We start from the raw sequence: 12302 nt of genomic DNA, 5'->3' as shown, positions 1-12302 counted from the left end.
CATGTTTGCATCGAAAATCGCCCGCTCCGCGACGCTCTCTCTGGCGGTCGCGGCCGTCATCAGCTCCATCGCCGTTCCGGCCACTGCCGGCGTCACCATCTTCGGCGGCTCTGAAGACAAGCAGCAGGTGCAACTCCCCGACTTCGTGAAGCTCGTCGAGGACAACGGCCCCGGCGTCGTGAACATCCAGATGATCCGCAACGCCCGCACAGTTGAAAACGCCGGCATTCCGGGCCTTGATCCGCGCGGCGCAGAGATCTTCCGCCGCTTCGGCATTCCCTTCGACTTCGGTCCGCAGGAAATTCCCGAGCAGCGCGGCACGGGCTCCGGCTTCATCGTCTCCTCCGACGGCATCATCATGACGAACGCCCACGTGGTCGAGGGCGCCGATGAACTCATCGTCCGCCTCACCGACAAGCGTGAATTCAAGGGCAAGGTGCTCGGCTCCGACAAGCAGACCGACATCGCCGTCATCAAGATCGAAGCGAAGGACCTGCCCGTACTCAAGATAGGCGACTCCAGCAAGCTCAAGGTCGGTGAATGGGTGGCCGCCATCGGCAGCCCGTTCGGCCTCGACAACACCGTGACGGCCGGCATCGTCTCCGCGCTCTCGCGCAACCTCCCGAGCGACCAGTATGTGCCGTTCATCCAGACCGACGTGGCCGTCAACCCCGGCAACTCCGGCGGTCCGCTCTTCAACATGCAGGGGGAAGTGGTCGGCATCAACTCCCAGATCTTCTCGACGTCGGGCGGCTTCATGGGCCTCTCCTTCGCCATCCCGATCGATCTGGCCATGCAGATCAAGGACCAGCTCGTCAAGGACGGCAGGGTCACCCGCGGCTATGTCGGCGTCTTCATCCAGGAAATCAATCAGGAGCTCGCCGACAGCCTCGGCCTCAAGACGCCTGAGGGCGCCCTCGTGACGAAGACCGAAAAGGACAGCCCCGCCGAAAAGGCAGGCCTGCGTGAGCGCGACGTCATTCTTGCGCTCAACGGCAAGAAGGTCACCTCCTCCGTCACACTGCCCTCTCTCGTGAGCACCATCCGTCCGGGCACCGAAGTCACGATGACGGTCTTCCGCGACGGCAAGGAGCAGGAAATCAAGGTGACGGTCGGCTCCAACAAGGCGACCGAGGAGAAGCAGGCCACGGCAGCCAATGAAACCCGCCTCGGCGTGACGACCCGCCCGCTTACGAAGGAGGAGGAGAAGAAGGCTGAAACCACCGGTCTTCTCGTCACCCAGGCTTCCGGTTCCGCCGCCAAGGCAGGCATCCGTGCGGGCGACATCCTCGTGAGCGCCGACGGCAAGCTCCTCAAGAGCCGAGACGACCTGCTCGAGCAGTGCAAGGACAACAAGGTTCTCCTTCTCGTGCAGCGCAACGGCGGACGCATCTTCATCCCCGTCAAGCTTCAGGCCAAGAAATAAGATCCGTCACAAACAGGGGCTCCCTCAGGGAGCCAATCGGATAGGGGTGAGGACTTTCGGTCCTCAGCCCCTTCCACACCACCCACCGTGCGGATCCGCAGTGGGCGATTATCAATAACCTCAGAGAACATCCTACTTGTAAACGTCCCCTAGGCACGTCCATCCCAAGTTTCGGAGTCGGTCATTTGTCAGCGAGGTCGAGAGTATCCAACTGTTTGCCGTATGCCAGTACGATTTGCGGGTATTGGCCCACTCCCAAGCCACCCTGTCGTCTGCGCCCAGTTTCCTGAGCGCCGCAAACTTAGTCCGAACCTTCTTCCACTGTTTCCAGTAGATCTGACGGATGCGTCTGCGCAACCATTCATCGGTGCGTCTGACGAATTTCGCCATCGTCGACGCCGCGAAATAGTTGACCCAGCCACGGACGAAAGCCTTCATGCTCCTTTCTGTACTCTTCAAGGCTTCTGCTGACTTCTCACGGCAAGCTTTACTCCATCGCCCTGTTGGGGCGGTGTCCGTGAGATCTCCTCGGGTAGAACACGCTCTTTCCCCTCATATAGCTGCCTCATTTACACCGACGGTTCCGTGCAGTTATTGGACTTCGTCTTGCCTTGCAGACTTATCCACCGTCATATGCCTGATGAGGTTCTTGTTCATCAGCTCAAGGGCTTGCCTCCAGCTTCTTTCAGCCTACGCCTCGCGACGCACACCTTGCTTTTGGCTATGAGGTTGCCACTGCCGGCCCCTCTCGGGACTTTCACCCGTTAGAACGTGCCCATGCCGAGCACACCGAAGCAAAAAGGCTGCCCCTTCGGGCAGCCTTTTTCATTACCGGTATTCAGGAACCGTCCCTTCAGGACGCGTCCTCGTTCTCGTGATACTTCTTCTTGCTGTGCATCATGACTTTGAGCTTGTCGTTATCGACCTCCCTGCACCAGTGGCCGACCACGACACAGGCGATGCCGTTGCCGATCATGTTGGTGAGGGCGCGGGCCTCGGACATGAAGCGGTCGATGCCGAGAATGAGTGCAAGACCGGCGACAGGCACATGGCCGACGGCGGAGAGCGTGGCGGCAAGCACAATGAAGCCCGAACCCGTCACGCCGGCGGCGCCCTTCGAGGTGAGGAGCAGCACGGCAAGCAGCGTGAGCTGCTGAGTGAGCGTCATGGAGACGTCGCAGGCCTGGGCGATGAAGACCGCAGCCATCGTCAGGTAGATGGCGGTGCCGTCAAGGTTGAAGGAGTAGCCCGTCGGAATGACGAGGCCCACGACGGAGCGGGACACGCCGGCGAGCTCCATCTTCGTCATCATGCGCGGCAGCACGGACTCGGACGAGGACGTGCCGAGCACGATCAGGAGCTCCTCCTTGATGTAGGAGATGTAGCGCATGATCGAGAAGCCGTGGATGCGGCAGATGGTGCCGAGCACGCCGAAGATGAAGAGAAGGCAGGTCAGATAGAACGTGCCCATCAGCTTCGCCAGCGGCAGCAGCGAAGCGATGCCGTACTTGCCGATCGTGAAGGCCATGGCACCGAAGGCGCCGACGGGGGCCACGCGCATGATCATGCCGACGATCTGGAAGAGAACGTGTGCGGACTTCTCGATCACATCGAAGATCAGCGTGCCGCGACCGCCGAACTTGTGCAGCGCGAAGCCGAAGAGGATGGAGAAGAAGAGCACCTGCAGGATGTCGCCGTTGGCAAAGGCGCCCACGACGGTATTCGGGATGACGTTCATCAGGAATTCCGTCGTCGTCTGCATCTTGCCGGGACCCGTATAGGCGGAAACCGCAGCCTGGTCGAGCGTGTTCGGATCGACGTGCATGCCGACGCCGGGCTGGACCGTGTTGACGATGATGAGGCCGATGATGAGCGCGATGGTCGAGACGACCTCAAAGTAGAGAAGCGCAAGACCGCCGGTCTTGCCGACCTTCTTCATGTCCTCCATGCCCGCAATGCCTGTCACGACCGTGCAGAAGATCACGGGCGCGATGATCATTTTGATGAGGCGGATGAAGCCGTCGCCGAAGGGCTTCATCTGAGCACCGATCTCGGGTGCAAGAAAGCCCAGGAGAATGCCGATGACAATGGCGCAGATGACCTGAAAGTACAGCACCTTGTAGATCGGAGTTTTATGGTTTGCAGAAGCCGCGGACATTTATGAGGTCTCCGGGTTGGCCGACGGACGAATCCGTCTGCCGTGTAATTTTTTTCTGGATGGAGCCTCCGGGAAGGAGGCAGCGATCGTCATCAGAAACGCCCCCCGAAAAGGACGTTTTGAAGGACTCCCAATAATAAGGCACTTCTTGCATCCATAGCGGATTTTCTTAATGGTTATTCCTTATGTACCGCGAAATCCTTAGGGCGTTCACCTAATCCGACGTACAAAAACGCTCGTCTGCATACGACAAACCGCCCATGTCTTGCAAAACACCGCGCAATGTCTTAATGTGACGCATCCCTTTTTCGGCCCCCCTTTCCGACTAGGTGCCGGTCCTCAGCTCAATCATGTTGGAAGCCATCCATTTTCAGTATTTTCTCGGCGGTCTGGTGTCGCTGCTCGTGATCACCAATCCGCTCTCGAAGCTCCCGCTCTTCGTCAGCCTGACGCAGGGCATGTCCGAGGAGCGCCGCCGCCAGCAGGCGAACTGGGCCGGCATCTATGCCGGCATCATCATGGCCGTAAGCCTCGTGGGCGGCAACATGCTGCTCGCGTTCTTCGGCATCTCCTACGGCGCCATGCGAATCTCCGGCGGCCTCGTCGTCGCAGCCATCGGCTATCAGATGCTGTTCGGCGGAAGCTCGCCGAACAAGGCGCCCATCGTGCGACGCGACAAGGACGACTACGCCTTCTTCCCGATTGCCATGCCGGGCATCGCCGGCCCCGGTACGATCGCCGTCGTGATCGGCTTCTCCACCGAGATCGCCGAGCTTTCCAACTATGCGGACATCGCCATCGCCTTCGGCTGGACGGTCCTTGCGATCATCTTCACGGCCATGGCCTCCTGGGCCGTCATGCGCTACTCCGACATCCTGACCCGCAGGCTCGGCCCCTCCGGCACGCTCGTGCTGGGCAAGCTCATGGGCTTCCTGCTCATCTGCATCGGCGTGCAGTTCATCGGCTCGGGCATCCGCACGTTCATGGCGGGCGGCTAGTCCGTTTCACACCTCCGAATTGAAAAGGCCGCAGCCCCTGATGGGTTGCGGCCTTTGCTTCTTGCTTCGTCTGCAGGGCGCGGTCTTATTCGACCGTCACGCTCTTGGCGAGGTTGCGGGGCTTGTCCACATCCGTTCCGCGGGCAAGAGCCGTGTGGTACGCAAGGAGCTGCAGCGGCACCACGTGAAGGATCGGCGAAAGACGGCCGTAGTTTTCAGGCATGCGGATGACATGCATGCCCTCGGACGACTCGATGACGGAGTCGCCGTCGGCGCAGACATAGAGTTCGCCGCCACGGGCACGAACCTCCTGCATGTTGCTCTTGAGCTTTTCAAGCAGGCGGTCGTTGGGCGCAACCGTCACGACCGGCATTTCGCGGTCAACCAGTGCAAGCGGACCGTGCTTGAGCTCGCCGGCGGGATAGGCTTCGGCGTGGATGTAGCTGATCTCCTTGAGCTTCAGGGCCCCTTCGAGCGCGATCGGATAGTGCACGCCGCGACCGAGGAAGAGCGCATGCTGCTTGGCGGCAAATCTTTCCGCCCAGGCGATAATCTGAGGCTCGAGCGCGAGCACGGCGCTCATTGCGGCTGGCAGATGGCGCAGGCGCTTGAGCTCCGTCTCCTCATCCTCCTTCGTGAGGCGGCCGTTGAGCTTGGCAAGCGTGCAGGCAAGCAGATAGAGAGCGGTAAGCTGCGTCGTGAAGGCCTTCGTGGATGCAACGCCGATCTCGACGCCAGCGCGCGTGATGTAGGCCAAACGGCTCTCATTCACCATGGCCGACGTCGCCACGTTGCAGATGGTGAGCGTCTGGGACATGCCCAGCTCGTCGCGGGCATGGCGAAGGGCCGCCAACGTATCGGCCGTTTCACCCGACTGGGAGATCGTCACGACAAGCGTCCTCGGATCGGGCACGGAGACGCGGTAGCGGTATTCGCTCGCGATCTCGACGTCGCACGGAATGCCTGCGATCTCCTCGATCCAGTACTTGGCCGTGAGAGCGGAATAGTACGACGTGCCGCAGGCAAGGAAGAGCAGGCGCTGCGTGTTGCGGAAGATGCCTTCGGCTTCGGCGCCGAAGAGCGTGGGGGAGAAGGCTGCCACGCCTTCGAGCGTGTCGCCGACCGCTCGGGGCTGCTCGAAGATCTCCTTCTGCATGAAATGACGGTAGGGCCCGAGCTCGACGGCGCCCGCATAGGCGTGAACCACCTTGACCTCACGGTCGGCGGGAATGAATTCACCCGCCTCCGTGCGCTCGTAGACCTGCCAGGAATCCGGACGAACGTCGACGACGTCGCCCTCGTGAACATAGACGATGCGATCCGTCGTGCCGCCGACCGCCATGGCGTCGGAGGCAATGAAGTTCTCACCGTCGCCGACACCCACGACCATGGGCGAGCCCTGACGGGCGGCGATGACGCGGTCGGGCTCGTCGGCGGCGATCACGGCAATGGCATAGCTGCCGCGCAGGCGCGTGACGGCTGTCATGACGGCCTTGAGCAGATCGCCGTCATCGTTGTCGTTGATGAGATGTGCGACCACTTCCGTGTCGGTCTGGCTCGTGAACTCATAGCCCTTGGCCTGAAGCTCGCGGCGGATCTCCTCGTGATTCTCGATGATGCCGTTGTGCACCAGCGCAATGCGGTTGCGCGAGATATGCGGATGAGCGTTGCAGACCTCGGGAGCGCCGTGGGTGGCCCAGCGCGTGTGCGCAATGCCGACGGTGCCCTTGACGCCGTCTTCGGCCACGCGCTCGACAAGCTCGTGCACGCGGGACACGGTGCGGGCCCTCTTCAGGACGCCCTGATCAAGCGTGGCGACCCCGCAGGAGTCATAGCCACGGTATTCAAGGCGACGAAGGCCTTCCAAAAGCATGGGCACGACATCGCGATGACTCGCGGCGGCGACGATACCACACATTTCTTTCTCTCCAAACGTTCTTCGGGCGGCCCTGCGGCCGCCCGGTTTCTTTCTGTCTTACTGCTTCTTGACCGGACGCGTCCAGCCCTCGATCGTCATCTGACGGGCGCGGGAAAGCGTGAGCTTGCCCGCGGGCGCGTTCCTCGTAAGCGTCGTGCCCGCACCAATCGTGGCGCCTGCACCGACCTCGACGGGCGCGATGAGCTGGGTGTCGGACCCGATGAACGCATCGTCGCCAATGACCGTGCGGAACTTGTTCACGCCGTCATAGTTGCAGGTGATCGTGCCTGCGCCGACATTGACGCGCGCGCCCACGTCGGCGTCGCCGATGTAGGTGAGATGGTTGACCTTCGAATCCTGACCGATGACGGACTTCTTCACCTCGACGAAGTTGCCGATGTGGTTGTTGCCCGTGAGTTCGGCGCCCGGACGAAGCCTCGAGTACGGGCCGATGCAAGAGTCCCTGCCGACCGCGGCGCCTTCAAAGTGACAGAAGGGAAGGATTTCGACGTCATCCTCGACCGTCGTATTGCGAATCACGCTGTAGGCGCCCACGCGAACGCCGTTGCCGAGCACGACGCGGCCCTCGAACACGCAGCCGACGTCGATCTCGACGTCCTGTCCGCAGACAAGCTCGCCGCGAATGTCGATGCGGTCGGGATCAATGAGCGTCACGCCGGCTTCAAGCAGGCGGTCGGCCTGCACGCGCTGCCAGGTACGCTCAAGGGCGGCGAGCTGCACCTTGGAGTTGACGCCCTCGACTTCATAGGCATGGTCAGGATGAACGGCGGAGATGCGCACGCCGTCGGCGGCCGCGAAGCCCACGAGATCCGTGAGGTAGTACTCCTTCTGGGCGTTGTCGTTCTTCAGGGCGTCGAGCCAGGCGTCAAGACGGGCCGTCGGGAGCACCATGATGCCGGTGTTGACCTCCCTGATCAGGCGCTGCTCGTCGGTCGCATCCTTTTCCTCGACGATGGCCGTTACGACGCCCTCGGCGTTTCGCACGATGCGGCCGTAGCCCTTCGGATTGTCCATTTCAATGGTGAGGAGAACGAACTCGCTCTTCTCCGCCTCCTCGAGCATGCGGCGGGCCGTTTCAGCGGACAGAAGCGGCACGTCTCCGAGGCAGACAAGCGTCTGGGGTTCGTTTCGGTCGAGCACGGGCCAGGCCTGCATCAGTGCATGCCCCGTTCCTTGCTGCGGCATCTGAAGCGCGAACTGCAGGTCGGTCCTGCCTTCGTAGTGCTTCTGCACCTCCTCCGCGCAATGACCGACGACAACCGTCTTGACGGCGGCAAAGCCCTCCACGGCATCAAGCACGTGATCGAGCATCGGTCGGCCTGCGAGAGGCTGGAGAACCTTGGGCAGTTTGGAATGCATGCGCTTGCCCATGCCGGCGGCAAGAATGACGATGTTCATGGATATGCGTGGTCCTGGAATGCGTGACTCTGAAACAAGAAGCGGGAGCCCTCATCGAGGGCTCCCGCCTGTGACTGGTAGATGAATTTTATCAGGCCGGCGAGCTGATCGGAACAACGGCCGGCTTGGGCATCAGAGGCTCGTTGACGACATTGTCACGATTCTTTTCGTGCCACCAGGCCAGATACTCGCGGTTGCCACGCGTCGGGGCGAGCGAGCCCGCCACCATGCCGAAGCCTGCAGCCAGGAAGCCGCCGAGGACGTTCGGGAACACGTCGCCGAACGCCGTCGTCGTCAGCACCGTCCAGACGCCGGCGCCGAGAAGCATCGACCACCAGACGCCCTGACGGGTCGTGCGCTTCCAGTAGAGCCCGCAGACGAGCGGCCAGAAGGCGCCGATCACGGGGAACTGGTAGGCCATGGCCACCATGTCGTAGATGGCGGTGCCTTCGACAAAGAGCGAGTACGACAGCACCATGATCGCAAAGCCGAACACCGTCCAGCGCATCGCACGGAGCATGTTCCGGTCGTTGAGGCGGACGAAGTGCGTGAGGATGTTGCTCACAAAGGCAGTCGACGGAGCGAGCATCGTGGCGGACGCAGTCGACATCACGGCCGAGAGCACGGCGCCAAAGAAAAGCACGCGGAGCCAGAGCGGCATGTGGTCACGAACGAGCGTCGGCAACAGGCGCTGCGGATCGGTGGCGAGCATGTCCTGCGCGCTGCCGGGCATTACCAGAATGGCGGCGATGACGATGAACATCGGCACAAACGCAAAGAGGATGTAGACGCAGCCGCCGATGACGGGGCCGGCCACGGCCGTCTGCACGTTTCTGGCGGACATGACGCGCTGGAAGACGTCCTGCTGCGGAATCGAGCCGATCATCATCGTGATGGCGGAGGATATCCAAAAGAGCCACCCGGTCGCCGTCGGCTCAGGAAGCGCATTGAAGAGATCGCGCTCATGAGCGTAGTCGATCACCTTGCCGAAACCGCCCGCGAGATCCGACGCAAAAAAGAGGATCGCAACGAGGCCGAGCACGATGATGATCATCTGCACGAAGTCGGTGACTGCGACGGACCACATGCCGCCGTACATCGTGTAGGCAAGCACAACGACGGTGCCGATCACCATGCCGCCAGACACGGAGATGTAGCCCTCGGTGATCAGGTTGATCACGAGACCGAGCGCAGCGACCTGAGCCCCCACCCACCCGAGGTAGGAGAGGACGATGAAAAGCGTGCAGAGAACCTCGACGCCGCGGCCGTAGCGCTCGCGGTAGTAGTCGCCGATCGTCAGGATGTTGAGCTTGTAGAGCTTCTGTGCGAAGAACATGCCCACAAGAATCAGAGCCATGCCGGAGCCGAACGGCTCTTCGATCACACCTACAATGCCGCTCTCGATGAAGCGGCCGGGAAGACCCAGAATGGTTTCGGAACCAAACCAGGTGGCAAACGTTGCCGTGATGACCATAGGCAGCGGAAGACTGCGCCCTGCAAGGGCAAAATCACTCGTACTGCTCACACGCGTTGCGGCATAGAGGCCGATGGCGATCGTCGCCAGCATGTAGAGCATTACAAAACCAATCAGCGCCATCTCACATATTTCCTCATAAAACGACGTTGAAGGGAAAACCTTGTTTATTCGCGCGAATTGTAGGGCGTATTGCCTCCCACCGTACCCTGCAGAATGTAAAAAATCCGACCTCGGGGACACCAATCGACCATTGTTTCATCGAGATCAAAAAAAACGTGTCCTTTCCCTCAGCCAGAGGGAAAGGACACGTTTTTTATATGACAAAACGATGACAGAAATCGACGGCCCGTCAAGCGTTCTGCTGAATGCCTCCGAGGAGCCAGCCCTCGTCGCCTTCGACGGGCTTTTCGAGGATCCAGGTCTCATCGAACTCCTCGACTTCACCATCGATTTCGATCCTGCCCGTAAAGCGGATGTTGGCGAGGTAGACGCCGTCGGACTCGGTGATGCCGAGCAGCTCGTTCTTGAGCTCCTTGATGTCGGACTTGTAGGCCTGAGCGCCGCGTTCGCGCAGCTGGTGCGTGATGGCAGTGAAGACCTCGGTGGTCGTGAAGTCGGAGATCTCGATCACGTTGCCCGTATCCCAGGCCTTCTGCAGCTTGCGGTACTGTTCGAGCGCCGTCTCGAGGAAGGCCTTGCGGTCAAAGTCGTCGGGCGTGATGTCGCGCACGCCGTCATCCTGAGCGGCACCGCCTGCGAACTGGTCCATCACGCTACCGGTGCGGGCGCCGGAAGCAGCCGCGGGCGCTTCGTACGTACGGGCGGCCTGCTGCGGCTCATCCTTGGGCACGTCGCTGTACTGAATCGGCTCGGCATAGCCGGAAGAGGTCTGGACACGCTTGCGCATCATCATGCCGAGCACCATGCGCAGCACGAAGAAGATCGCCACGGCAGCGAGAATGCCTGTGATGAGGCTCACCAGGCCTGCGCCCTCAATGCCGAGCAGCGATAGAAGCGCGGAAATGCCGAGTGCGGCGGCAAGGCCCGTCAGGACGCTACGCATCATGGACGGACGCTGGGCCTGCTGCGCGGGAGCGGCGTTGGGCTGCTGGCGCTGCTGGCCGGCAGCATTCTGCTGTTGGGGCGCCTTGGGCGCGGCGGACGGCGCCGGAGCCTTCTGGCTGAAAGTCGGTGCGGGACGGCCAAAGGAGCTTCCGCCGCCGAAGCGCTTGGCGGCGTCAGCATCCATGCTGGTCGTCACCATGCTGAAGCAGATCAAAAAAGCAACGAGAAATTTCTTCATGGTCGTTGGTCACTTGGTGGTGGAAAAAATCAGGCGCCGGGCTTGAAGCCGATGTGCATGGCGCAGATGCCGAAGGTCATGTTCTTCCAGGACACGCGTTCAAAGCCCGCATCCGTCATCATGCCTGCAAAAGTCGGCTGGTCGGGGTGCATGCGAATGGACTCCGCAAGATAGCGGTAGGACTCGCGGTCGCCGGCGATGACGCCGCCCGCCCAGGGCATGAAGCGGAAGGAATAGAAGTCGTAGATCGGCTTGAACCAGGGCTGGCACTTGGAGAACTCCAGCACGAGGAGCCTGCCGCCCGGACGCAGCACGCGCAGCATCTCGCGCAGGGCGCGGTCCTTGTGCGTCATGTTGCGGATGCCGAAGGACACGGTCACGACATCAAACGTGTTGTCGGCAAAGGGGAGCATTTCAGCATCGGCCTCGACGACAGGGCACGGGAAGCCCGCCTGAAGAAGGCGCTGGGCGCCGATCGCAAGCATCTCGTGATTGATGTCGGTGGCCACGACGTTGCCAGCGCCGGCACGGCGGGCAAGCGCGATCGCAAGGTCGCAGGTGCCGCTGGCAATGTCGAGCACCTTCTGGCCCTGCTTCGTTTCGGTCGCATTGATGCAGCGGCTCTTCCAGACGCGATGAAGCCCGAGGCTGAGCACGTCGTTGAGAAGGTCGTACTTGGGCGCAACGCTGTCGAAGACCTCTCGAACCTGATCGGCCTTCTTGTCCTCATCGACCATCTGGTAGCCGAAATCGATCTGATGGTGAGCCTCCTGTCTGGAGGCCTCGTCCTTGTTGTTGTTCTGCATTTTTTGCGGTTGTTGTCAGGAATGGGAGCAGTGGTGTGCGGGCTTCAGCTTGGCGGCCTTTTCCTCAAAGGGCTTGTTGGCCGGATCGTTCGGTTCGCGGGAGGCGCCGTTCTTGGCAAGATCGTCGAGATACTGCTGCCAGAGCACGTCCCTCTCGTTGACGAGCTTTTCAAGATAGTCCCAGCTGTAGATGCCGGAGTCGTGGCCGTCGGAGAACGTGAACTGGATCGCATAGTTGCCGACCACCTGCACGCCCGTAATGTCGACGAGGCGCTTGCCAACCTGAAGCACGGCTTCATCAGGCGAATGGCCCTGCACTTCGGCGGACGGAGACAGCACGCGCAGGTATTCGAAGCTCAGACGGACGGGGCCGTCTTCGTAAACGAGTTCGAGTTCGCGGCTCTTCTTGTGAAGAGCAATATCAACGGGTATTTTCATCTTCCATCATCTCCGCCCGTCCTCTTGACGGGCCGTATCTGTCGTTTCGGCGCGGTCCGAAGACCGTTTGAGCAGCCGTTTTTGAAGTCCTGTAATGATAACCGCTTCAGACGGCCACCACAGCGGCGCCCGCACCTCATTACACACCATCCGCCCTGCCGTCAGCCTTAACGACGCCCGCCTTCCGTAATCTTCGGGCAAAGAAAATCCCGCCTCGAAGATCGAGACGGGATCCGAAAATGGTCCCCGCGACAGGAATCGAACCTGTACCGCAGCCTTCGGAGGGCTGCATGATATCCATTTCACCACGCGGAGAAGAAGGTCATTATAACGGAATTCCCTCCGTTCAAAAAACGTCC

10 protein-coding genes and 1 tRNA gene are annotated in these 12302 nt (G+C 61.1%); 2 read left to right on the top strand and 9 right to left on the bottom strand.

The annotated features are described in order from the left end of the window. The first annotated feature begins 1 nt into the window (after position 1). Positions 2–1426 (top strand): DegQ family serine endoprotease, encoded by a 1425-nt coding sequence (locus HMPREF9465_RS03585; protein ID WP_005434188.1) that lies wholly within the window; start codon positions 2–4, stop codon positions 1424–1426. 132 nt (positions 1427–1558) lie between these two features. Here the strand turns inward: HMPREF9465_RS03585 and HMPREF9465_RS03580 are convergent, their stop codons facing one another. Both HMPREF9465_RS03580 and HMPREF9465_RS03575 read right to left on the bottom strand, forming a co-directional pair. Next, complete coding sequence (locus HMPREF9465_RS03580; RefSeq protein ID WP_005434187.1) at positions 1559–1864, bottom strand: group II intron maturase-specific domain-containing protein; 306 nt, start codon at positions 1862–1864, stop codon at positions 1559–1561. A 415-nt stretch (positions 1865–2279) separates the two neighbouring features. After that, on the bottom strand, positions 2280–3584 hold the full coding sequence (locus tag HMPREF9465_RS03575; protein WP_005434185.1) for a dicarboxylate/amino acid:cation symporter: 1305 nt from the start codon (positions 3582–3584) through the stop codon (positions 2280–2282). 350 nt (positions 3585–3934) lie between these two features. Here HMPREF9465_RS03575 and HMPREF9465_RS03570 point away from each other — a divergent pair, with 350 nt between their 5' ends. Next, positions 3935–4582: a MarC family NAAT transporter gene (locus HMPREF9465_RS03570; protein WP_005434183.1), complete on the top strand. Its 648-nt coding sequence runs from the start codon at positions 3935–3937 to the stop codon at positions 4580–4582. Positions 4583–4667: 85 nt separating this feature from the next. Here the strand turns inward: HMPREF9465_RS03570 and glmS are convergent, their stop codons facing one another. From glmS to HMPREF9465_RS03535, 7 genes are all read right to left on the bottom strand, one after another. Then, positions 4668–6500 (bottom strand): glutamine--fructose-6-phosphate transaminase (isomerizing), encoded by a 1833-nt coding sequence (gene glmS / locus HMPREF9465_RS03565; protein WP_005434179.1) that lies wholly within the window; start codon positions 6498–6500, stop codon positions 4668–4670. Between the two features lie 57 nt (positions 6501–6557). Beyond that, complete coding sequence (gene glmU / locus HMPREF9465_RS03560; protein WP_005434177.1) at positions 6558–7919, bottom strand: bifunctional UDP-N-acetylglucosamine diphosphorylase/glucosamine-1-phosphate N-acetyltransferase GlmU; 1362 nt, start codon at positions 7917–7919, stop codon at positions 6558–6560. A gap of 91 nt (positions 7920–8010) precedes the next feature. Continuing rightward, complete coding sequence (locus tag HMPREF9465_RS03555; RefSeq protein ID WP_005434175.1) at positions 8011–9516, bottom strand: sodium:solute symporter family protein; 1506 nt, start codon at positions 9514–9516, stop codon at positions 8011–8013. A gap of 229 nt (positions 9517–9745) precedes the next feature. Beyond that, complete coding sequence (locus tag HMPREF9465_RS03550; RefSeq protein WP_005434173.1) at positions 9746–10699, bottom strand: Tim44 domain-containing protein; 954 nt, start codon at positions 10697–10699, stop codon at positions 9746–9748. A gap of 29 nt (positions 10700–10728) precedes the next feature. Beyond that, positions 10729–11505 carry a bifunctional demethylmenaquinone methyltransferase/2-methoxy-6-polyprenyl-1,4-benzoquinol methylase UbiE gene (gene ubiE, locus HMPREF9465_RS03545; protein WP_005434172.1) on the bottom strand — a complete coding sequence of 259 codons (777 nt, stop codon included), beginning with the start codon at positions 11503–11505 and terminating at the stop codon, positions 10729–10731. Between the two features lie 15 nt (positions 11506–11520). Further along, positions 11521–11943, bottom strand: a complete 423-nt coding sequence (locus HMPREF9465_RS03540) for a gamma-butyrobetaine hydroxylase-like domain-containing protein (RefSeq protein ID WP_005434169.1) — start codon at positions 11941–11943, stop codon at positions 11521–11523. 240 nt (positions 11944–12183) lie between these two features. Continuing rightward, positions 12184–12258, bottom strand: a tRNA-Arg gene (locus HMPREF9465_RS03535). Positions 12259–12302 lie beyond the last annotated feature (44 nt).

Source organism: Sutterella wadsworthensis 2_1_59BFAA, from assembly GCF_000297775.1.
Lineage (GTDB): Bacteria > Pseudomonadota > Gammaproteobacteria > Burkholderiales > Burkholderiaceae_F > Sutterella > Sutterella wadsworthensis_A.
Note: the sequence above shows the minus strand (reverse complement) of the source record. Positions and strands in the feature narration are given on the sequence as shown.